Here is a 21958-nt window from a genome sequence, read left to right as displayed (position 1 = left end):
CGCACCGCGGTGGGGGAACAGTTGGGCGGTTCCACCTCTGTCGCGCACCGCCTCGCAGGTGTACGGTCTCGGGCCGACGGCCTTTGGGAGCGCTCCCATCGACGTCCTGTCCTGTCATGCGCACGCCAGAGAAGGAGAATCGCGTTGAAACGCCTTTTGGCCCTACTCGCGACCGGCGCATCGGTCGTCGGTCTCACGGCGCTGGCCGGCCCCCCGGCGCAGGCCGCTACCGGCTGCTCGGTCGAATACACCGTCACCAGCCAATGGTCGGGCGGCTTCCAGGCCGGCGTGAAGGTCACGAACCTGGGTGACCCGGTCAGCGGGTGGACGCTCGGGTTCACGATGCCGGACACCGGACAGAAGGTCGTCCAGGGGTGGAACGCGACCTGGTCCCAGTCCGGTTCCGCGGTCACCGCCGGCGGCGTCGACTGGAACCGCACCCTGTCCACCGGTGCGTCGGCCGACCTGGGATTCGTGGGGTCCTTCACCGGCTCCAACCCGGCACCCGCCTCCTTCGCGCTCAATGGCGTGACCTGTACGGGATCCGTCACCGATCCACCGACGGACCCTCCGACCGACCCGCCCGCGACCGGCACCCCGGTCGCCGTGAACGGGCAGCTCCACGTCTGCGGCGTGCATCTGTGCAACCAGTACGATCGTCCGGTACAACTCCGCGGCATGAGCACGCACGGCATCCAGTGGTTCGGCCAGTGCTACGGCGACGAGGCCCTGGACGCCCTGGCCGACGACTGGAAGTCGGACCTGCTCCGCGTGGCGATGTACGTGCAGGAGGACGGCTACGAGACCGATCCGGAGGGGTTCACCGGTCAGGTGAACGCCCTGGTCGACGAGGCCGAGGCACGCGGCATGTACGCGGTGATCGACTTCCATACGCTGACGCCGGGCGACCCGAACTACAACCTCGACCGCGCCAAGACGTTCTTCGCCTCCGTCGCCGCCCGCAACGCGGACAAGAAGAACGTGATCTACGAGATCGCCAACGAGCCCAACGGCGTGAGCTGGGCGGCCGTCAAGAACTACGCCGAGCAGGTCATCCCGGTGATCCGGGCCGCCGACCCGGACGCCGTCGTCATCGTCGGCACCCGCGGCTGGTCCTCCCTGGGCGTCTCGGACGGCTCCAACGAGAGCGCGGTGGTCGACAACCCCGTGAACGCGGCCAACATCATGTACGCGTTCCACTTCTACGCCGCGAGCCACAAGGACGCCTACCGGTCCACGGTGAGCCGAGCGGCCGCGAAACTGCCGCTGTTCGTCTCCGAGTTCGGCACAGTGAGCGCCACCGGCGGAGGCGCCGTGGACCGGGCGAGCAGCACCGCGTGGCTGGACCTGCTCGACCAGCTGAAGATCGGCTACGCCAACTGGACGTACTCCGACGCCGACGAGGGCAGCGCCGCGTTCAGGCCGGGCACCTGCAACGGTACCGACTACAGCGGCAGCGGCGTGCTGACCGAGTCCGGGGCTCTGGTCAAGAGCCGTATCAGCACCCCCGACGACTTCCCGACGAGTTGACCCGCGGCGGGGACCCGGAGCCCGCCGGATCCCCGTCCCCGTAGGCCGGATCAGCGGTGCCGGTCGACGACGGCGCTGACGACGGCGGCCACGTCCCCGCGCTCCGTGGGCCGCAGGTCGACGGAGTTGTGGATGGAGAATCCTTCGATCAGGGCGTCGAGGGCCCGTGCCGTGAGCGGGTCGAAGTGTCTGGCCAGCGAGTCCCGGCTGGCTCCCATCCAGGACCGCATGACGGCGCGTACCTCGGGATGGCGGGTGGCGAAGGCGTAGAGCTCGTAGCTGAGCAGGAGGTTGCGGTCGGTTCCCCAGACCTTGCCGCAGATGATCTCGACGACCGCCGCCTCGGCCTCCTGCCGGGTCCGCGCGGCCTCCAGAAGGGCACCGTAGCGCGTGGAGACGGTCTCGGCGAGCCGGGTGAAGGCCTCGGTCAGCAGGTGCTGCATGTCGTCGAAGTAGTAGGTCAGTGACCCGAGCGGCACCCCCGCCGCCTCGGCGATCTTGCGGAAGGTCACTTTGATGGCGCCGTGCTCGGCGATGACGTCGAGCGCGGCGTCGAGGATCCGTTCACGGCGCCGGGGGTCGTTGGGGCCACGGGTGCTGCCTGTCATCGCTGTTGTCCGCCTTGTCTTCTCGGCCCCTCACCCGGTGTGTACATTTGTGCATACTCGGTGGGTGACGCAGGGTCGTCGCCTGCCTGTCCTCCATTGTCCCCAACACCGGCGGAGCCCTTCCTTGACAGACCGTGCCGTGCGCCGACGCCGCCGGGCGCTGTACCTCTTCTTCTTCCTCAACGGCATCGCCATGTCCTCGTGGATCACGCGCACCCCGGACGTCCGGGACCGTCTGGGCGTGTCCACGGGGCAGATGGGGCTGGTGCTGTTCGGTCTGTCCGTCGGGTCGATGGCCGGCATCCTCTGTTCCGGCCGTTTCGTGTCGCGGTTCGGGACCAGGCCCGTGACGGCGTTCGGCACACTGTTCGTCGTCGCGAGCGTGGTCGTCGTGGGCGTGGGCAGCGCCCTCGGCTCCGCGCCGCTGGTCACCGCGGGGCTGTGCTTGTTCGGCGTGGGGGTCGGATCGGGCGAGGTGGCGATCAATGTGGACGGTGCCGACGTGGAAAGGATCACCGGCGGGCCGGTTCTGCCCACGCTGCACGGGTGTTTCAGCCTGGGCACGGTCATCGGCGGCCTGGCCGGCATGGCGGCCACCGCTGCGGCGTTCCCCGCCCACTGGCACCTCCTGGCGGTGGCGGCGGTGACGGCCGCGATCTTCGGGTACGCCATCGGTGCCGTCCCGGCCGGGACCGGGGTGCGTGCCGCGGCGCCCGCTTCGAACTCCACGCGGCCCGCGGGCCCGCAGGTGTGGAAGGACCGGCGGCTCCTGATGATCGGGGCCATCGTCCTGGCCATGGCGCTCGCCGAGGGCGCCGCCAACGACTGGCTGCCGCTGCTCATGGTCGACGGCCACGGTCTCGACGCCGCCGTCGGCTCGCTCGTCTTCGTGGGGTTCGCCGCGGCGATGACCCTGGGACGCTTCGGCGGCGCGTTCTTCCTCAGTCGCTACAGCCGGGCGACCGTCGTGCGGGCCAGCGCGGTCTCCGGGGCCATCGGTCTGTGCCTGGTCATCTTCTCCGACAACGCCGTCGTGGCCGCGGCCGCCGTCCTGTTCTGGGGACTGGGCGCGTCCCTGGGCTTTCCGGTGGCCCTGTCGGCGGCGGGCGACTCGGGGCCCGACGAGACCGCCCGCGTCGGCCTCGTGGCGACGATCGGCTACATCGCCTTCCTCGTGGGGCCGCCCACCCTCGGTTTCCTCGGCGACCACTACGGCCTGCGTCCGGCGATGCTCGTGGTCCTGGCCTTCGTCGCCACGGCCGTCCTCGCGGCCCCGGCCGCCGGTACCCGCGTGTCCGCCCGAGCAAGCAGTGGTGCCGGCCGGGGCACCGACGCCGCGGGAGCCGACGTACCGGATCCACCGGCGCTTCGGTCGTGAGCCCTCGCACCGTGCGGCTCGCCCCGACCGGACGACGGGCTAGGGTCGTGACCGATCAGCGTCAACGGGAGGGGCGTCAAGGATGAGCAGCACGGTCACGGCGGTCAGCAGCAACGGCACGTACTCGTTCACCAAGCCGAACCGGGACAGCATCACGCTCCTGGCCGGACTCGGCGTGGAGGGCGACGTACACGCCGGTGTGACGGTCAAGCACCGTTCGAGGGTCGCTCAGGACCCCACCCAGCCCAACCTGCGCCAGGTCCACCTCATCCATGAGGAACTCTTCGCCGAGGTCGGCGCGGACGGATTCGAGGTGGCGCCCGGTGAGCTCGGCGAGAACATCACCACCCGCGGCATGGATCTGCTGGGTCTGCCGGTCGGCACGCTGTTGCGCGTCGGCGACGACGCCGTGCTGGAGGTGACCGGGCTCCGCAATCCCTGCCTTCAGATCGACGCGTTCCAGGACGGTCTCCTGAAGCGGGTCGTCGGCCGTGACGAGGCCGGGAACATCGTGCGCAAGGCCGGAATCATGGGCGTCGTGAAGCAAGGCGGCACGGTGCGGCCCGGTGACACGATCACAGCGGAACTTCCCAGCGAGCCGCACCGGCCCCTCGACCGCGTCTGACCCCACTCCCCCGGCTGTCGGCCCGGGGCGTCGCCTCTCGGAGTGAGCCCGGTCCGGACGGTCAGACGAACGGTGGGCGGCCCAGCCGCGTCATCCGGGCCACGGTCGCCCACCTCATCGGCCGACGCGGACCACCGGGCGCACGCACCCCTTCGGCGAACCCGGCCGCCCAGGCCCGCAGACCGCCCCACGACCGGGTCCGCGCCAGGGTCAGCAGGGTCCAGGACGCGAGGTAGGCCGGGACGAGCGGTGCGGGCAGGTGCCGTTTGGCCAGCCACACCCGGTTGCGGGCCGTCATCCGGTAGTACACGGCATGCCGGGCCGGTGACGTCCAGGGGTGCTGGAGCAGCAGCGACGGCTCGTACACCACCCGCCATCCGTCGTCGAGCGCCCGCCACGCGAGGTCGGTCTCCTCGTGCGTGAAGAAGAAGGCGTCCGGCCAGCCGCCGATGCGGTCCAGCATCCGCATCGACAGCGCGTGCCCGCCGCCCAGGAACGTGGTCACCTCACCGCCGCGCAACGGGTCCCCCGACCGCAGCCGAGGGACGTGCCGACGCTGGGTGCGGCCGCGCTCGTCGGCGATCCGGAACGACACGATCCCCAGCCGCCGATCGGCCTCGTACATCGAGGCCAGCGTCTTGAACACGTCCGTGTCGACGAGCAGTCCGTCGTCGTCCAGGTCGACGACGACGTCCACGTCCCCGCATGCCCGCAGGTGCTCGACGGCCGCGTTCCGGCCGCCGGAGACGCCCAGGTTCTCCTCCAGTACCACCCCGGCCACCCCCGAGGGCAGCTCCGGCAGCGGGCTGCCGTTGCCGATCACCACGACGCGTGTGGCCGGGAGTGTCTGTCCGGCCACCGAGTCCAGCAGCGCCCGCAACTCGGCGGGCCGGTTGCCCATGGTCAGGATGGCGATCCCCAGACGAGGGTGGCGCACGGGTGAACTCCGATCGACGTCGCGGCCGACGCAGCCTGTCGGCCCGTGCCCCGCGGCGCGTCCGGCGGCAGGGCCGCCACGTCAGTTCTTGACCGCGACTCCGCAGACGGACACCTCGGCCGTCGACTCCTCGGACCGGTCGGCGTCCGGGCGCCAGGTGGCGGTGGACACGACGCCCGGCTCCACCAGGGTCAGTCCGGCGAAGTAGGCCGCGATCTCCCGCGGGGACCGCAGGTGGTAGGTGTTGGCCGACTGCCCGTTGTAGGCCTCGACCGCCCTGTTGAGCGCCTCGTTGCCGTTGGTGCCGTCGCTCAGGGCCAGGTAGCTGCCCGCGGGCAGCCCCGAGAGCAGCGTGCTCACCAGCTCGGCGGGACGTTCGGCGTCGGAGATCTGCCCGATGATCCCCAGCATGGTCAGCGCGACCGGACGGCTGAAGTCCAGGGTCTTGGCGGCTTCGGCCAGGATCCGTTCCGGGTCCCGGACGTCGGCGTCGATGTAGGCGCAGGCGCCCTCCGGGCTGCTGGTGAGCAGGGCCTGGGCGTGGGTGAGGACGAGGGGGTCGTTGTCCACGTAGACGATGCGGCTCTCCGGTGCGATGCGCTGGGCCACCTCGTGCGTGTTGTCCGCCGTGGGCAGTCCCGTGCCGATGTCGAGGAACTGGCGGACACCGGCCTCACCCGCGAGGAAGCGCACCGCGCGGGACAGGAAGCGTCGTTGCACCCGGGCGACGGCGGCGAACTCCGGAAACGTCGTGAGGATGACGTCGCCGGCCGCGCTGTCGACGGGGTAGTTGTCCTTGCCTCCCAGCAGGTAGTTCCAGACACGGGCGGAGTGCGGACGATCGGTCTGCAGTCTGGCCCTGACTTCTTCACTCGGATGACTCATGGGCAAAGCTTCACACAGAGATGCGTGTTTTTGGGCCAAGTGCCGCGCACCCCGGCGGCATTGGGTCAGGCGGGCGGTGCGGCCGGGGGCCGCAGGCCGAGCCACTGCTCGGCGTCCCAGGCCCGGAACCGCTCGACCTCGGTGAACCCCAGTTTCGCGGCGAGGCGCATCGAGCGGACGTTGGCGGTCTGGGTGGTGAGGACCACCGGCTCGCCGGGCAGGACACCGTCGAGCCAGTCGAGTGCCGCCGCGCACGCCTCGGCGGCATACCCGAGTCCCCACACCCGCGGCAGGAACAGGTAGCCGAGATCCACCAGGCCCACGGCAGCGGGGCGTTGGTGCTCCGTCGGCCTCCTGAGCAGGACCTCGCCGACCATCGCCCCGTCGGCCTCGACGACGAAGCACCCGGGCCACCGCCCCGGCAGCCCGGGCATCTCACGCTCGAGTTCGGCACGCGGGCGGGGGCCGCCGAGGTAGGTGTGCACCTGCGGCGACGCCAGCAGCTCGACGAACACCGCTCGGTCCCGGGCCTCGGACTCGCGGAGCACGAGTCTCCCGGTCCTGATCGGCTCGGGCGGCCAGGCGACGGGTCCCAGGTCCGACATGCGGGCAGGCTAACAGTCCCGGAACACCGTCGGCCGGGGATCAGCGCAGTCCGGCGAAAAGGTCGTTCTCCGGCAGGGCCGCGCCGGTGGTGTCCCGGACGCGCACGAAGGTCTCCATGCCCATCAGCTCGCCGAACCTCTCCTTGCCCATCCTCAGGAAGAAGATGTTCTCGCCCTGGCTCGCGTGCGCGGCCAGCGCGTCGAACTTCTGACCGCTGAACGCGGTGGTGTCGACCCAGGTGGTGATCTCGTCGTCGGGCAGCCCGATCTCGGCCATGGCGGCGGCCTCGGCGGGGTCCGGCTCCGGCAGGTCCTCGTTGAACTCGCGCATGATCTCGCCGAAACGCCCCATCATCGAGCGGGGCGCCGTCGTCCAGTACACCTTCGGCGTCAGCTCGGTCAGGTCCAGTGCCGCCATCGTGACGCGGTGGGCCTGGATGTGGTCGGGATGGCCGTAGAAACCGTTCTCGTCGTAGGTGACGACCACGTCGGGCCGGTAGTGCAGCATGAGTTCCGCCAGGCGTGCGGCGCCCTTCTCCACCGGGGTCCGCCAGAAGGAGCCGGGGGCGTCGTTGCTGGGCCAGCCCGCCATTCCGGAGTCGGCGTAGTCCAGCATCTCGAGGTCGCTGATCTTCAGGACGTCACAGCTCGCCCGGAGCTCCTGACGCCGCATCACGGCGACGGCCGCCGGATCGTGCCCCGGGTCGCCCGGTTTGACTCCCCCCGGTCCGTCGCCGCACCCGCCGTCGGTACACGTCACGAGCACCGTACGGACGCCCTCCGCCGCGTAACGCGCCAGGACACCGCCCGTTCCGGTGGCCTCGTCGTCGGGATGGGCGTGCACGGCCATGAGCGTCAAAGGTCGGTCCGTCATAGGAATGTTTCCTCCTGCAAGACATACGTCTCGATCCGAGTACGGCGGTCGTTCGCCTGTGCAACAGCGCGGCCCGGCCCCGCTGTTCCCGACGCGGCGAGCGTGTGTCAGGGGGTGGGCATGGCGGAGCCGGTGGGGTCGTCCGGGCCGGGTGTGTGGGGCAGGGGGCCCAGGGAGCTGCCCTCCCAGAGCAGTGCCCGCCAGCCCCGGCCGGGCGAACCGGTGAGGATGACGATGCCCGTGTTCGCCAGGGGGTGCTGCGCGGCGTAGGTGATGTCCACGTTGTCCGCCCGCGCCGCCACCCACATGCGGATCGCGGCACCGTGGCTGACCACCGCCGCCGTCCGGGCGCCGTCCCCGTGGGCCTCGGCGACGACGGCGTCGAACCGGGCCAGTGCCTCCGCCCCGTTCTCGCCTCCGGGCATACGGAGCCCCACGTCCCCCGCCGACCAGGCGAAGGCGGTGTGCATGTAGAGGTGTGCCGCCTCGTCGTCGCCGCGCATCTCCAGATCACCGGCGGTCAGTTCCCTGACACCGGCCCGGATCCGGACCTCCAGTCCGGTCGCGGCGGCCAGGGGGGCGGCGGTCAGCTGCGTGCGTACGAGCGTCGACGCGTACAGCGCGTCGATCTTCTCCGAGGCCAGTGCGTCGGGCAGCGCCGCGGCCTGTTCCTGGCCGAGGGAGGTCAGCCCGGGGCCGGGCTCCGCGGTGTCCAGGAGGTGTTTGAGGTTGGACGGGGTCTGGCCGTGCCTGATGAGCAGGAGACGCATGCGACGGGGGCTTTCCGGGGGACGACGGGACATTCCCACTCTGCCACGCCCGCCGGGGGCCCGCGGCGCGCCGGGGCCGGGCCCGGGCGGCGCCGCGTGCGACCGCCCGGGCCGGTGCCTCACCAGTCGTGGACGGTACCGTCGCGGAGCCGGTTGACGGGGAGGTAGGCGGGCTCGTAGGGGAAGCGGGACGCGGCCGCGTCGTCGAGTTCGACCCCGAGGCCGGGGGCGTCGCCGGGGTGCAGGAGGCCGTCCTCGAAGCGGTAGGAGGTGCGGAACACCTCGAGGGTTTCCGGGGAGTGGCGCATGTACTCCTGGATGCCGAAGTTGTGCACGGCGAGGTCGAGGTGGAGGGCGGCCGCCATGCCCACGGGTGAGATGTCGGTCGGACCGTGCATGCCGGACTTGGCGCCGTACACGGCGGCCAGGTCGAGCAGTTTGCGTACGGCAGTGATGCCGCCGGTGTGTGTCACCGCGGAGCGGACGTAGTCGATCAGCCGCTCCTGGAGCAGCGTGGTGTAGTCGTGGACCGAGTTGAAGACCTCCCCGATGGCCAGCGGGGTGGTGGTGTGCTCCCGGATCAGCCGCAGTGCCCTCTGGTCCTCGCCGGGTGTCGCGTCCTCCAGCCAGAAGAGGTCATAGGGCTCGAGGTCCTTGCCGAGCCGCGCGGCCTGGATGGGCGTCATGCGGTGGTGTCCGTCGTGCAGCAGCGGCAGCTCGGGGCCGAAGGTGTGCCGTACGGCTTCGAACACCGTGGGCATGTGGCGCAGGTAGGCGCGAGTGTCCCAGGTCTCCTCGGTGGGCCGGGGGTGAGCGGTGCGCGTACGCCGGGCGGGCTCGTAGTCGTAGCGCTCGCCCTCTCCGGCGGCCGAGGCGGCGACACCGTACACGGAGTCGAGGCCGGGGATGCCGCTCTGGATCCGGACGGCACGGAACCCGTCGGCCAGGTGTGCGCGCACCGAGTCGAGCAGTTCGGGTATGTCCCGGCCGGAGGCGTGGCCGTAGGCCAGCGCGCCCGTGCGGCAGGCACCGCCGAGGAGCTGGTAGACCGGCAGGCCCGCCGCCTTGCCCTTGATGTCCCACAGCGCCATGTCCACCGCGGCCACGGCCGCCATCGTGACCGGGCCCCGGCGCCAGTACGCGCCCCGGTACAGGTACTGCCAGGTGTCCTCGACGGCGTGGGCGTCCCGTCCGAGCAGCAGCGGGGCCACGTGTTCGCGCAGGTAGGCCTCGACGGCCAGTTCACGCCCGTTGAGGGTGGCGTCCCCGAGGCCGGTGAGCCCGTCCTCGGTGGTGATGCGCAGGGTGACGAAGTTGCGGCCCGGGCTGGTGACGACGACGTCGGCTGCGGTGATCTTCACGGTGGGTGCGTCCTCGGGTCTCGGAAACGGCGGTCGGGCGGCGGGGCGCCGGCCACGCCCACCCTTTTACGTGTCGTCGGCGTCGTCAACGACGCGCCCTGGCCGGGGCGGGCGGTCCGGTCGCGTGAGGTAGCGCAGCAGGAGGGTGCCGTCCTCGGCCACCGCGGAGGCCAGGTGCAGGTGGGTGGTCCGGACGGGTGGGCCGGTGGCGATGCGGCCGGCCGGGCCCGCCGTCAGCAGGGGGGAGACGGTCAGCCGCAGTTCGTCGACCAGTCGGGCGGCGGTCAGCGCTCCGAAGAGGCGGGGCCCGCCCTCGCAGTCGATGCGTCGCAGCCCGCGCCCGGTGAGGGCCGGGACCGCCGCGGCGAGGTCGACGGTGTCCTCGCCCGCGACGACGACGTCCGCCCCGGCGTCCTGCCAGGCCCGCCGGGTCGCCTCCGGTGCCGACGCGCAGGTGAGGACGATGGTGGGGACGCGTGCTCGGGTGATGACGGGAGCGTCCGGGGGCAGGCTCCTTCCGGTGGTGACCACGGCGGTGGGCGGGGTGTCGGCCAGGTCGTGCCGGCGGCGGCGGGCGAGGGTGTGCCGGTTGGGGTGGACGCCGCGGAAGCCCTCGACCATGGCGGTGGTGGCGCCGATCAGCAGGACGTCGGCGAGGTCGCTGCCGAGTTGCAGCACCTTGCGGTCGGGCGGCGTGGACAGGGGCCTGGCCAGACCGCCGACCTCCACGGCCCCGTCGGCGCTGGCGACGAAGTTGACGGCCAGCCAGCGCTGACGGAGCGGGTAGGTGTAGAGGCGTTCCAGTTCGTCGTCGTCGAGGGGCCGGACGTGTTCGGCGGGCCAGATCTGCTGCATCATCAGGCGATCCAGGTTCCGGTGCGGGCGGGGGGACGGCTGCCGTTGATGCCGGCGGCCATCTCGACGGTCTGCCGGGTGGGCCGGACCTGGTGGGCCCGGAAGACGGCGGCGCCGTCCCGGGCGGCGACGGCCGTGGCCGCCAGGGTGCCGGTCAGCCGGTCCCCCAGGTCCACGTCCAGCATCTCGCCCACGAACGTCTTGTTGGACAGGGCCATCAGGACCGGCCACCCGGACTGTGTGAACTCCCGGACGTTGCGGAGCAGGAGGAGGTGGTCGGTGGTGTTCTTGCCGTAGCCGGTGGCGTCGATGAGGATGCCGCCACGGGGCACGCCGGCCGCTTCGGCCCGTTCCGCCAGCCGGACGACGGAGGTGCGCACGGCGGCCACCACGTCGGGGTAGCCGGGGCGGAAGGGTGCGGCGCGGGGGGTGCGGCCGCCTGTGTGCGTGCACACGTAGCCGGCGCCGTGCGCGGCGGCCACGTCGATCAGCTTGGGGTCGGCGGCGGCCCAGGCGTCGTTGAGGATGTCCGCGCCGGCCCGGCAGGCCGCGTCACCGACTTCGTGGCGCCAGGTGTCGATGCTGATCAGGAGGTCGGGGTAGCGGTCGCGGGCCCACTCCACCAGGGGGACGACACGGGCGGCTTCCTCCGCGGCCGTGACCTCCTCTCCCGGACTGGCCGCCACTCCGCCGATGTCGATCATGTCCGCGCCCTCGGCGACGGCCCGGGCGACGGCGGTCCGGGCCGCTTCGGCGGCGAAGGTGGCGCCCCGGTCGTAGAAGGAGTCCGGTGTGCGGTTGACGATCGCCATGACCAGGGGCCGGTCGCTGACGATGCGGCGGCCACGGAACTCGAGGTCGACTGCCGGGGATCGCATGGGGTCGTCGCTCCTGTCGTCGGTACGGGCGGGGGTGCTCACCGGTCGGCCGCACCGGCGGTGGCGAGGGTGTCCAGGTCGGCCTCGGCGAGTTGCCGGGCGGACACCCGCGCCCGGGCACCGACCAGGGCGGTGAGCGCGTCACCGTGGTCCCAGGAGTTGACGTTGAGGGCGGCGGTGACGCGTCCGTCGCGCAGCCAGAGGGCGAGGAACTCGCGGGAGGCGGGCTCGCCGCGCAGGACCAGCTCGTCGCGGGCGGGGTCGGCCAGGCCGCGGTACTCGCAGCCGAGGTCGTACTGGTCGGAGAAGAAGTACGGGTCGGCGCTGTAGGCGTCGTGGCCGCCGAGGAGGTTCCCGGCCACGTGGGCGCCCTGTTCCTTGGCGTTGGACCAGTGCTCGACGCGCACGCGCCCCTCGTGGCGCGGGTGGTCGTGGGCGGCGATGTCACCGGCCGCGTAGACGTCGGGGGCGGAGGTGCGCAGTGCGGCGTCGACGGCGACGCCGCCCGACGCGAGGGCCAGACCCGCGGCTTCGGCGAGCTCGGTGTGGGGCAGCGCGCCGACCCCGACGACCACCACGTCGGCGGGCAGTTCGCTGCCGTCGGCCAGCAGTACCACCCGGCCGTCGGCGCGGGTTCCGGTGCCGGTCGCCCCGACGCCCAGGCGCAGGGTGACGCCGTGGTCGGCGTGCAGATCGCGGAAGACCCGCCCGACGCGGTCGCCGAGGACGTACCGCAACGGCAGGGGCGCGGGGTCGACCATGGTCACGTGGGCGCCGTGGGCGCGGGCCGCGGAGGCGACCTCGCAGCCGATCCAGCCCGCGCCGACGATCACCACCCGGGCTCCGTCGGTCAGCTTCTCTCGCAGGGCCAGGGCGTCGTCGAGGGTGCGCAGCGTGTGCACACCGGGACCCTCGAATCCGGACAGGGTCCGCGGGCGGGAGCCGGTGGCGAGCAGGAGCCGGTCGTATCCGTGCTCCGTGCCGTCGGCGTCGACGATCACGTGGTCGGCCGGGCGCAGGGCGGTGATGGTGGTCTCGCGGCGCAGGGCGATGCCGTGTGCGGCGTAGTAGCCCGCTTCCCGGACCCAGTCCGGTTCGTCCCGCTCGCCCAGCAGGACGCCCTTGGAGAGCGGGGGCAGTTCGTAGGGGGCGTGGCTTTCCCGCCCGAACAGGGTGACGTCTCCGTCGAACCCCTGTTCACGCAGGCCGGCGGCGGCCGACGCACCGGCCAGGCCGGCGCCGACGATCAGGATCCGCCGGGGCGGACGCGGTGATGTGGTCATGAGGGACTCCGAGACGATGGGGTGGGGTACGGGCGCGGGCGCGGGTGCCGTCCGGCTACCGCTGGACGCCGGTGAGGGCGAGGAACTCGTGCCGGGACGCCGCGTCGTCGCGCAGGGCCCCGAGCATGGTGGAGGTGACGGTTCTCGAGCCGGTGGCCTGCACGCCGCGCAGCGTCATGCAGGTGTGTTCCGCCTCGACGACGACTCCCACGCCCCGGGGCTGGAGCTGTTCCGCCAGCCAGTCCGCGGTCTGCTTGGTCAGCCGTTCCTGCACCTGGGGCCGGCAGGCGAAGTGCTCCACCACCCGGGCCAGCTTCGACAGTCCGAGGATGCGTGTGCCGGGCAGGTAGCCGACGTGCGCCTTGCCCACGAAGGGCAGCATGTGGTGCTGGCAGACCGAACGCACGGGAATGTCGCGCGCGAGGACGAGTTCGTCGTATCCCTCGTCGTTGGGGAACGTGGTCATCCGGAAGGGCCGCGCGGTGAGGAGTTCGGCGTAGCCGCGGGCCATCCGTGCCGGGGTTTCCCTGGTCCCCTCGCTGTCCACCATGATCCCGAGCGCCGCCAGGAATTCCCGCGCAGCGCGTTCTGCGGCTTCCAGATCGGGTCCGGTGACGTCCTCGACCACCTGTAGCGGGACTGTGGCAGTCATCCCCTCGTCCTCCTCGTGAGCGGATCGGTGCGGGGCGGCCGACGGGATTCCGTCCGGGCCCCGCCGTGGTGGCCGGCCCCGGACGGGGCCGGCGGACGGGTGTCCTCAGCGGGTACGGGCGCCCCTGCCGCCGGGGCGGGTGGACCGGGCGGGGTCGTAGGTGGCGGCGAGCCGGGCCAGGGCGAGCGCGCCCAGGAGCAGGCCGAAGTCGCGCAGCGCGACGTCGTAGAACCCGGAGTAGGTCAGCAGGTTGACGATGATGCCGGTGAGCCAGAGAGCGACGACGTAGGCGGCGTACCGGGGCTTGATGGCCACGGCGACACCGGCGACGATCTCGATCGCGCCCACGACGTACATCGCGGTCTGCGCGGAGAACGGCAGCACGTCGACGATCCACGGCGCGAGATAGGACGGCCAGTCGGTGAGGGCGTTGACGAACTTGTCGATGCCCATCCAGATCGGCAGCACGGCGTACCCGGCGCGCAGCAGCCAGTACGCGCCGTAGGCGGGCTCGTCCAGGACGCGCCGCCGGCCCGAGGCGAGGGACGGAGTGTGCGTGGGGACGTGAGCAGGAGCAGCCATGACAGCCTCCTTGTATCAACAAGTTTTGTTGTTTTTACAGGCTGGCCACGTTCGCGGACGTTTGTCAAATCTCATTGGTGTTACATTGACGGTGTGGGTACGAACGAGGACCGTGACAGGGACGCCATCAGCGACCTGAGCAGCCTGGACGACGCGGTGCGGCGTCGGCTGTACGACTACGTGCGGACCCGCGACGAGCCCGTGGGCCGCGAGGAGGCCGCGGGGGCGGCCGGGGTCAGCCGCACCCTGGCGGCCTATCACCTGGACAAACTGGCCGACGCGGGCCTGCTGGCGACCAGCTACGCGCGTCCCGCCGGACGCGGCGGGCCCGGCGCGGGCCGCCCGGCGAAGCGCTACGCACGCACCGACGAGGAGTTGTCCGTCAGCGTGCCGCCCCGCGACTACGGTCTGCTGGCCGGGGTGCTGGCCGAGGCCGTCGCCGCCGACGGCTCCGGGACGGTACGGGAGGCGGTGGCCGCGGCCGCGCACGCGGCAGGCCGGTCGGCCGGCGGCGAGGACCTCACGACGGCCCTGCGCGGCTGCGGCTACGAACCGGCGACGACCGCCGAAGGGGGCGTCGACCTGCGCAACTGCCCCTTCCACCGGCTCGCCCGGGAACACACCGAGCTGGTGTGCTGGCTGAATCTCCATCTGGTGCGGGGCCTGCTCGAGGCGGGCGGACAAGCGGCCGGGCGCGCGGTGCTGGCGCCCCGCCCCGGCCACTGTTGCGTGGTCGTCGACCCACCCGCGCCGGACGGCGGGGCCCCCCGCGCGGGTGGGCTGCGCGCCGGGAGCGGGAAGCCCGCCGAAGGAAACTGAGCGTCGCACTCGTGGGCCTGGCTCGTCAGCGGGTCACGCGCGCCCGGTGGGCTTCACCGGGTCCGTCGGCCAGGTCCGGCCCGGGGTGTGAGTTGGTCCCCTCCCCTGTCTCGTCTCAGGGCGCGCTCGACGACGGTGTGCCCTGCCCCTGTGGTCCCACTGGCTCCGAGTGCGGTGGCACGACCCGGACGATCGTCCTGCCACGCCTGCCGCGGCCGGGCGCGAACGCCGCTGGCGCTTCGGCGAGCGGGCACACCTCCCCCACGGCCGGCCTGAGCCGCCCGTCCCTGACCCGCCGCATCAGGGCGGCGAGGCCGTTCCGGTCGGGTTCGACGACGAAGAAGACCGCTCGGCCGTTCTCCGGTTTGGCCTCGGGCGGCTCGGCGATGGTGACGAGGGTGCCGCCGTCCCGTACGAGCGCGGTCGAGCGACGGAGGATCTCACCGCCGATCACGTCGAAGACGACGTCGGCCTCTCCCACGGCCTCCAGCCGCTCGGACTCGAGGTCCAGGAAGACCTCGGCCCCGAGACCGAGACAGGTGTCCCGGTCGGCGGAACGGCCGGTGGCGATCACCCGCGCGCCCGCCTCGCGTGCGAGTTGCACCGCGACCGACCCGACGCTTCCGGCGGCGCCGTGGGTCACGACGGTCTGTCCCGTGGTGAGCCGCCCGTGCTCGAACAGGCCCTGCCACGCGGTCAGCCCGGAGACGGGCAACGCGGCGGCCACGACGTGGTCGACGTCCGCGGGGAGGGGTGCCAGGTTACGGGCCTCCACGGCGGTGTACTCGGCGAGCGATCCGTTGCGCGTCCAGTCGGCCATGCCGAACACCCGCTGGCCGACGGTGAGACCGGTGGTGCCGTACCCCAGTTCCTCGACCACCCCCGACAGTTCGTGGCCGGGGACGCTCGGCGTCCGGTCGCGGCCGGCCCGGTCCGTCCACGTACCGGGCCAGGTGAGCTCTCCGCGGGTGAAACCGGCGGCGTGCACACGCACGACGACGTCGTTCTCGGCTGCGTGGGGACGGGGCAGCTCCGTGAGGGACAGCCCGTCGGCGCCCGCGTCACGGTCATGGACGGTGATGGCTTGCATGTGGGTCCTCGGAGGATGCGGTGGTCGTCGGACGTACGGTGCCCTCGGGCGGAGCGGTGGGCACGCCGCGCCCCGTGAATTCGACCGTACGCGCGTGACGCTCCCCCTGTCTGGGCCACTTCCGCGGCGACGGGACGAGCCCATCGCGGACAGTGCGCCGGGAGCGCGGACGCCATCCCAGGGTGCGGGACCACGCTGGAACCTGTGCAGGTGAACTTCAGGGCGCGGGACGACGCGGCGCTCGGCCGGTTCTGGGCGCAGACGCTCGGCTGAAGTGTGTCGAGCGAGGGGCCCGCGTCACCGACCTGGAACCCGTGGGCTTCGACTCCAGCCGTAGTTAGTGATCTTCATACCTGCGCGGCTCGTTGTCGCTGGTGGCCGGCCTGAGATCGGGCCTGGTGGCGGCGTCGCCAGTGGGACCAGCTGAGCCGGTGTGCTGTGTCGTGGACGGGTCGGATGACGACGGTGAAGAACAGGCGCTGGATTTCGTTGCAGGTGAGCGGTATGAGGGCGGCAGGACCGGTGCGGGGTGGCGGGCGTGTTCGTCGCCGCGCAGATGCTCCACCACGTACTCGCGCACGTCGTCGCGTGCCTGGTCGGCGTCCCACTTGGCACGGCTAAGCCCTGTTCTCCGGGAGCTATGGCGAAGTGACAAGTAGCTCTCTGTAGGCTGATCTGGGGCACGCTTGTCAGGGTTTTGATCTCCTGGGCTCATCGGGGGCCGTGCTCGGCGGCCGTCCCCCTTTAGAGTGGGCTTCTGTGCTCTACGGAAGATCTTCGGAAGTCAGTGCGCTCGACGAGGTGATCGCACAGGCCCGCCATGGCTGCGGCGGGGCGGTGGTGCTCCGGGGTGAGGCCGGGACGGGCAAGACCGCCCTGCTCGACGCAGCGGCCGCGCGGGGCGAGGCGATGGGGGTGCTGCGGACCGGCGGCGTCGAATCCGAGTCGGACCTGGCGTTCGCGGCGTTGCACCAACTGTTGTGGCCGGTGGCCGGATTGCTCGACGCGCTGCCCGGTCCGCAGCGCGACGCCGTGCGAGCGGCCCTGGGGCACGTTGCCGGTGGCGCGGGCGACCGCTTCCTTCTGGGCGCCGGCGTGCTGTCGTTGCTGGCCGAGGCCGCCGGGTCGGAGGGCCTCATCTGCGTGGTCGATGACTTCCAGTGGGTAGATCGTGCCTCGGCCGACGCGTTGCTGTTCGCCGCCAGGCGGTTGGGCGCCGAACGGATCGCGATGGTGCTCGCTCTCCGCGGCGACGCTCCGGTCAGGGGCGTGACGTCGACGGTGGGCGTGCGCGGCCTGCCCGAGGATGCCGCGGCCGAGCTGTTGGAGTCCAGGCACGGGGTGACGGCCGGCCCGGTGAGAGGGGAACTCATCAGGCTGACCGGGTCGAACCCTCTGGCCCTGAACGAGATCGCCGCCCGGCTGACGCCCGCACAGCTCGCGGGCCGCGAACCGCTGCCCGACCCGTTGCCCGGTGGTACCCGGCTCTTCGGCGATCGGGTGACCGGGTTGTCGGCCCCCGCTCGGCTGGTCGCCCTGCTCGCCGCCGTCGAGACCGACCTCGAGGTGGTCATGAGCGCCGCTGAGCGGCTGGCGGCGGGGTCGGGGGAGGTGGCTCTGGCGGAGTTGGAGGGGAGTGGGCTGGCCGAGGTGTCAGGCTCAGGTCTGCGCTTTCGTCACCCGCTCGTGCGATCCGCGATTCACGAGGCGGCCGCCCCGGCCGAGGTCCGACACGTGCACGCCGTCCTGGCGGAGTTGACCGGGGGCGACCGCAGGGCCTGGCACCTGGCCGGAGCCGCCCTGGGCCAGGCCGAGCCGGTCGCCGTCGCGCTGGAGGAGGCCGCCGAGCGGGCTCGCGACCGCGGCGGGTACGGCGCCGCCGCCGCTGCCCTGATCAGGGCTGCCGAGCTGACCCCCGAGCCGCGCGCTCGTGCCGTCCGGCTGAAGGACGCCGCCACGGCGGCCTGGCTCGCCGGCCGGCCGGGACAGGCGGAATCGCTGCTGGCCGAGGCAGACGAAGGGGGCGGCGGGGAGATCACACTCGCGACGGAGATCGCCCAGCTCCGGGGCCGGTTCGAGCTGAACTCGGGAAACGCGGCCGAGGCCGTGCGGATCCTGGCGGCGGGCGACAGCCTGGGCATACTGGCCGATGCCGTGGAGGCGGCCTCGTACGTCGGCGACACGGCGGCCGTCGTCGAGTTCGGCCGACGCGCGGCGGCGCACCCCGAAGGATTCCTGCGGGACACGGTGGCGGGGATCGGCCTGACTCTGGACGGCGACGTTGCCGGACCGGCCTTGCTGCGGCGGGCACTGGCGCGGACGGACGGGCTGGAGGACGCGGCCGGCTACCTGTGGGCGGCGGCCGCGGCCAGCGCTCTGGGCGAGTCGGATGTGGCGACCGAGATGGCCGAGCGGGCCGGGCGAGTAGCCAGGGTGTCGGGGATGGCCGGGCAGTTGCCCGTCGTGCTGGAGTTCGTGGCGAGCGCCGAACGCCTCGCCGGGCGGCTCGCGCGCAGCCGGGCAGTCTCCGAGGAGGGCCTGGCACTGGCGCGGGAAGCCGGGTACGAGAACACGGTGGCCGCGCACCTGGCCAATCTGGCGGTGCTGGCGGCCCTGCGTGGCGAGGAGGAGCCCTGCGAGCGGCAGTCCCGCGAGGCGCTGGCCATCGCCCTGCCACACCGGGTGGGGCTGTACGCGGGGGTGGCCGCGTACGCGCCGGCCCTGCTCGACCTGTGTCTGGGCCGCTACGCGTCGGCCCATGACCGCTTCCGGGCGCTCGCGGCGGCGGGGCCGGGCGCGGGGCATCCGACCGTGACGTGGCGGATCATGCCGGACCGGGTGGAGGCCGCGGTGGGTGCGGGGGACGAGGCCGGTGCCCGGGCGGCGGTTTCGGCCTATGCGCGATCGACCGAACACGCCGCGACGCCCGAGTCGCGCGCGCTGCTGGCCCGCTGCCGCGGCCTGGCCGAATCGGACGAGGAAGCTCTCGGTGAGGCTCTGCGGCTGCACACCAACCCGTTCGAGGCGGCCAGGACGGCCCTGCTGCTGGGCGAGCGTCAGCGCCGCGCGCAGCGGCCGGGCCAGGCGCGAGCCCATCTGCGGAGGGCGTGGGAGATTTTCGAGCAGGCCGGCGCCCGGCCGTGGGCACGCCGCGCGCAGGAGGAGCTGCGGGCGGCGGGCGAGAACGCCGGCGCCCCGCCCCCCAGCGCGCTCGACGCGTTGACTTCGCAGGAACTGCGCATCGCCGGCCTGGTCGCCGAAGGGTTGTCGAGCAAGGAGATCGCCGCTCAGCTCTTCCTGAGCCCGCGTACGGTCGAGTACCACCTGTACAAGATCTATCCGAAGCTGGGCATCGGCTCCCGTACAGATCTGGCACGGCTAGTAGTTCTACGGAAGGCACCCGTAGCTGCGGACGACATGCTGTGACGCATGCGAAACGTAACCATCTGGAGTGAAGAGTTCGGTGCCGAGACGGACACGCCGATCCTTTTGATCATGGGGTCGATGTCGCAGGGCATCTTGTGGCCGGACGAGTTCGTCGGCCGCCTGGCCGCCGGAGGCCGCCGGGTGATCCGGTACGACCACCGTGACACCGGCAGGTCGGGCACCGTCGACTTCGCGACCGATCCGTACACCTGGGACGACATCAAGAACGACGTCTACCGCGTACTGGCGGCCCACGGTCTGGACAGCGCCCACCTGGTGGGCCATTCGGCGGGCGGGCTGCTCAGCCAGCTCATCGCCGTGGAGGCCCCGGAGCGGGTGCGCTCGCTGACCGTCATCGCCTCCTCGCCGCTCGGTCGCGGTGAGGGCCAGGTGCTCCTGCGCGCCCTGACGGGCCAGCCGCAGCCCAAGGGCAGCCTCCCGGAGCCGGAGCAGGAGTTCGTGGAATTCCTGCGCGCGCTGATGGCCGCACCGCCCGCTCGAGACCGCCCGGCGCTGATCGACAGCATGATCGCCGAGCAGCGCGTGCTGCACGGCACCGGGCTGCCCTTCGACGAGGACGCGGCGCGCCGACTGCAGGAACGCGTCTACAGCCGGGCCCGCGATCTGTCGGCGGCGTCCCATCACCGGCTGGCCGCAGGGGCCGGCCCTGACTTCGAACCGGTGGACGCGCTGCACCGGGTGAAGGCGCCCACGCTGGTCATCGAGGGCAGCCATGAGCCAGTCAAACCGGGGCACGGTGCGCTCATCGCCGAACAGATTCCGGGGGCAAGGCTGATGACCGTGGCGGGCATGGGGCACACTCTGCCGCTGGAGACCCACCAGGAGCTGGCAGACGCGATCCTCACGCACACGGCCGAGTGAGGAGTCTGTTGCAGAATCCCTGTGTTCATCCCTGTGTTCATCCCTGCGTTCCCGCCATCGAAGTGGCGAACCTGACTCAGCGCTTCGGCGCCAGGCTCGCCGTCGACCGGCTCAGCCTGAGCATTCCGCCCGGAATGTTCTACGGCATCGTGGGCCCCAACGGCGCCGGCAAGACCACCGTCCTGACTGCCATGTGCGGCTGCGCCGTCCGACGGCGGGCTCGGTCAGGGTCGCCGGTCACGATCTGCGCACCGCGCGGGAGGCCGCGCTCGCGCAGCTCGGCGTCATGATGGACGGGCTGTCCTTGCCCGAACGGCTGACCGCCGGCGAGGTCCTGCGCTACAGCGCGGGGCTGCGCGGTCTGGACGGCGGCTGGCGTGCGCGGGCGAGCGACCTGCTGGAGATCCTCGGACTGGACGCGGTTCCACGCACGCTGAGGGCACGGCTGTCCGGTCTGACCGTCACGGCTCCGTCCCGACAGCCGTTGGTCAAGTCTACGGCCGAGATTGCCCATCAAGATCATCGGTACGACCAAAGGGCGTGGTCTTGCTTGCGCTGACGCAAGGTCTATGGCTTCCCCGATGATCTCTGCGCCGATGGATGGTGCGGCCCCCTCGTTGGCAGCACGCTGACGCCCGGGGCTGGTGGCCTCGTCGGTCTCGGCCGACAGGCGGACAGGCGGACAGTGCACGGGTCTGGTCGGTCTTCACGGACCCGTGTGAGTTCTGCGTCCTCGGGCGGGGCTGACGCGGCACCCCCACGCGCCGCGAGAGGCCTGCGAATTGACTGATTGACAGCGTCTCCCGGCGGGCAGGGGAGGCACGGTGGAGCGGGCCGCGCGTGGAAGCCGTGAAGAGTTCGGGCACGCTCCCCCCGCCGCGCCCGTGGCGGAGGAAGACTCGAAGCACTCGCGCGGCGCTTCCGAATGGCGGGGCGCCGGCCATCCCGTTGGGAGACCATCAGCCATGTTCACTCCGGTTCGCAGAAGGGTGCGGACGGCTGCGCTCGCGCTCTCGGCCGCCGCGGCCCTCGTCCTCGGTTCCACCGCCGCGAGCGGCGCGTCAGCGACACCCGCACCCGCTCCGGCCCCGGCCCCGCTGAAGCAGGGGCCGACCTCGGTGGCCTACGTCGAGGTGAACAACAACAGCATGCTCAACGTCGGCAAGTACACCCTGGCGGACGGGGGCGGCAACGCCTTCGACGTAGCGGTGATCTTCGCGGCGAACATCAACTACGACACCGGCACGAAGACGGCGTACCTGCACTTCAACGAGAACGTGCAGCGCGTTCTTGACAACGCTGTCACGCAGATACGGCCGTTGCAGCAGCAGGGCATCAAGGTGCTCCTCTCGGTGCTCGGCAACCACCAGGGCGCCGGGTTCGCCAACTTCCCCTCACAGCAGGCGGCTTCGGCGTTCGCGAAGCAGCTCTCGGACACCGTGGCGAAGTACGGCCTCGACGGCGTCGACTTCGACGACGAATACGCCGAGTACGGCAACAACGGCACGGCGCAGCCCAACGACAGTTCGTTCGTGCGCCTGGTGACGGCACTGCGCGCGAACATGCCCGACAAGATCATCAGCCTCTACAACATCGGCCCGGCCGCGTCCCGCCTGTCGTACGGCGGTGTCGACGTCTCCGACAAGTTCGACTACGCCTGGAATCCCTACTACGGCACCTGGCAGGTCCCCGGCATCGCCCTGCCCAAGGCGCAGCTGTCACCCGCGGCCGTCGAGATCGGCCGGACCTCACGGAGCACCGTCGCCGACCTCGCCCGTCGCACCGTCGACGAGGGGTACGGCGTCTATCTGACGTACAACCTCGACGGCGGCGATCGCACCGCCGACGTCTCCGCGTTCACGAGGGAGCTGTACGGCAGCGAGGCGGTCTACGCGCCGTAGGGGCGTCAGGGCCTGCC

Annotated in this window: 21 protein-coding genes and 1 pseudogene; 8 read left to right on the top strand and 14 right to left on the bottom strand. The window is 72.0% G+C overall.

Annotated elements, in window-relative coordinates; all coding sequences use genetic code 11:
* Window positions 1–144 precede the first annotated feature (144 nt).
* Window positions 145–1530, top strand: coding sequence for a cellulase family glycosylhydrolase (locus tag OHA99_RS35535; RefSeq protein ID WP_405698828.1), 1386 nt, complete (start codon window positions 145–147; stop codon window positions 1528–1530).
* A gap of 50 nt (window positions 1531–1580) precedes the next feature.
* On the opposite strand, the gene OHA99_RS35530 is transcribed toward OHA99_RS35535, so the two are convergent.
* On the bottom strand, window positions 1581–2138 hold the full coding sequence (locus tag OHA99_RS35530) for a TetR/AcrR family transcriptional regulator (protein ID WP_153181520.1): 558 nt from the start codon (window positions 2136–2138) through the stop codon (window positions 1581–1583).
* 124 nt (window positions 2139–2262) lie between these two features.
* Between OHA99_RS35530 and OHA99_RS35525 the strand changes: the two genes are divergently transcribed.
* On the top strand, window positions 2263–3516 hold the full coding sequence (locus OHA99_RS35525; RefSeq protein ID WP_153181519.1) for an MFS transporter: 1254 nt from the start codon (window positions 2263–2265) through the stop codon (window positions 3514–3516).
* Between the two features lie 82 nt (window positions 3517–3598).
* Window positions 3599–4141, top strand: coding sequence for an MOSC domain-containing protein (locus tag OHA99_RS35520; RefSeq protein WP_153181518.1), 543 nt, complete (start codon window positions 3599–3601; stop codon window positions 4139–4141).
* A gap of 61 nt (window positions 4142–4202) precedes the next feature.
* Here OHA99_RS35520 and OHA99_RS35515 read toward each other — a convergent pair whose 3' ends face one another.
* The 11 genes from OHA99_RS35515 to OHA99_RS35465 all read right to left on the bottom strand — a co-directional run bounded on the left by OHA99_RS35515 (window position 4203) and on the right by OHA99_RS35465 (window position 13823).
* Window positions 4203–5078: a glycosyltransferase family 2 protein gene (locus OHA99_RS35515; RefSeq protein ID WP_381497636.1), complete on the bottom strand. Its 876-nt coding sequence runs from the start codon at window positions 5076–5078 to the stop codon at window positions 4203–4205.
* An 81-nt stretch (window positions 5079–5159) separates the two neighbouring features.
* Window positions 5160–5963 (bottom strand): SAM-dependent methyltransferase, encoded by an 804-nt coding sequence (locus OHA99_RS35510; protein WP_153181517.1) that lies wholly within the window; start codon window positions 5961–5963, stop codon window positions 5160–5162.
* A gap of 65 nt (window positions 5964–6028) precedes the next feature.
* Window positions 6029–6568: a GNAT family N-acetyltransferase gene (locus OHA99_RS35505; protein ID WP_007446251.1), complete on the bottom strand. Its 540-nt coding sequence runs from the start codon at window positions 6566–6568 to the stop codon at window positions 6029–6031.
* A 40-nt stretch (window positions 6569–6608) separates the two neighbouring features.
* Window positions 6609–7442, bottom strand: a complete 834-nt coding sequence (locus OHA99_RS35500; RefSeq protein WP_381497639.1) for a PIG-L family deacetylase — start codon at window positions 7440–7442, stop codon at window positions 6609–6611.
* Window positions 7443–7549: 107 nt separating this feature from the next.
* A complete protein-coding gene (locus tag OHA99_RS35495) occupies window positions 7550–8212 on the bottom strand; it encodes a histidine phosphatase family protein (protein ID WP_381586969.1) in 663 nt (220 codons plus the stop codon).
* Window positions 8213–8331: 119 nt separating this feature from the next.
* The gene (gene manD / locus OHA99_RS35490) at window positions 8332–9573 is read right to left on the bottom strand and encodes a D-mannonate dehydratase ManD (protein ID WP_153181514.1); all 1242 of its coding nucleotides are present in this window, start codon (window positions 9571–9573) and stop codon (window positions 8332–8334) included.
* A 66-nt stretch (window positions 9574–9639) separates the two neighbouring features.
* Window positions 9640–10431 carry a pyrimidine reductase family protein gene (locus OHA99_RS35485; RefSeq protein WP_153181513.1) on the bottom strand — a complete coding sequence of 264 codons (792 nt, stop codon included), beginning with the start codon at window positions 10429–10431 and terminating at the stop codon, window positions 9640–9642.
* Complete coding sequence (gene folP, locus OHA99_RS35480; protein WP_153181512.1) at window positions 10431–11306, bottom strand: dihydropteroate synthase; 876 nt, start codon at window positions 11304–11306, stop codon at window positions 10431–10433. The genes OHA99_RS35485 and folP overlap by 1 nt, the downstream gene beginning before the upstream one ends.
* A 38-nt stretch (window positions 11307–11344) precedes the next feature.
* Entirely contained in the window at window positions 11345–12589 is a 1245-nt protein-coding gene (locus OHA99_RS35475) for an NAD(P)/FAD-dependent oxidoreductase (RefSeq protein WP_405698824.1), read from the bottom strand.
* A gap of 55 nt (window positions 12590–12644) precedes the next feature.
* Window positions 12645–13241 carry a GTP cyclohydrolase I FolE gene (folE, locus tag OHA99_RS35470; protein ID WP_153181510.1) on the bottom strand — a complete coding sequence of 199 codons (597 nt, stop codon included), beginning with the start codon at window positions 13239–13241 and terminating at the stop codon, window positions 12645–12647.
* Between the two features lie 105 nt (window positions 13242–13346).
* Window positions 13347–13823, bottom strand: coding sequence for a DoxX family protein (locus tag OHA99_RS35465; protein ID WP_345964473.1), 477 nt, complete (start codon window positions 13821–13823; stop codon window positions 13347–13349).
* 93 nt (window positions 13824–13916) lie between these two features.
* On the opposite strand from OHA99_RS35465, the gene OHA99_RS35460 reads away from it, so the two are divergent.
* A complete protein-coding gene (locus tag OHA99_RS35460) occupies window positions 13917–14642 on the top strand; it encodes a helix-turn-helix transcriptional regulator (protein WP_405698822.1) in 726 nt (241 codons plus the stop codon).
* 115 nt (window positions 14643–14757) lie between these two features.
* On the opposite strand, the gene OHA99_RS35455 is transcribed toward OHA99_RS35460, so the two are convergent.
* On the bottom strand, window positions 14758–15732 hold the full coding sequence (locus OHA99_RS35455) for an NADP-dependent oxidoreductase (RefSeq protein ID WP_405698819.1): 975 nt from the start codon (window positions 15730–15732) through the stop codon (window positions 14758–14760).
* A 347-nt stretch (window positions 15733–16079) separates the two neighbouring features.
* Window positions 16080–16288, bottom strand: a pseudogene (locus tag OHA99_RS35450) (IS701 family transposase); the annotation flags it as partial.
* A gap of 203 nt (window positions 16289–16491) precedes the next feature.
* Between OHA99_RS35450 and OHA99_RS35445 the strand changes: the two are divergent.
* The 4 genes from OHA99_RS35445 (at window position 16492) to OHA99_RS35430 (ending at window position 21941) form a co-directional block, all read left to right on the top strand.
* Window positions 16492–19158, top strand: coding sequence for an AAA family ATPase (locus OHA99_RS35445; protein ID WP_405698818.1), 2667 nt, complete (start codon window positions 16492–16494; stop codon window positions 19156–19158).
* Window positions 19159–19236: 78 nt separating this feature from the next.
* Complete coding sequence (locus tag OHA99_RS35440; protein ID WP_242705909.1) at window positions 19237–20040, top strand: alpha/beta fold hydrolase; 804 nt, start codon at window positions 19237–19239, stop codon at window positions 20038–20040.
* A gap of 193 nt (window positions 20041–20233) precedes the next feature.
* On the top strand, window positions 20234–20599 hold the full coding sequence (locus tag OHA99_RS35435) for a hypothetical protein (protein ID WP_405699064.1): 366 nt from the start codon (window positions 20234–20236) through the stop codon (window positions 20597–20599).
* Window positions 20600–21005: 406 nt separating this feature from the next.
* Complete coding sequence (locus tag OHA99_RS35430; RefSeq protein ID WP_405698816.1) at window positions 21006–21941, top strand: endo-beta-N-acetylglucosaminidase H; 936 nt, start codon at window positions 21006–21008, stop codon at window positions 21939–21941.
* The last annotated feature ends 17 nt before the right edge of the window (window positions 21942–21958 follow it).

Source organism: Streptomyces coelicoflavus, assembly GCF_045041415.1.
Classification (GTDB): Bacteria; Actinomycetota; Actinomycetes; order Streptomycetales; family Streptomycetaceae; genus Streptomyces; species Streptomyces coelicoflavus.
Note: the sequence above shows the minus strand (reverse complement) of the source record. Positions and strands in the feature narration are given on the sequence as shown.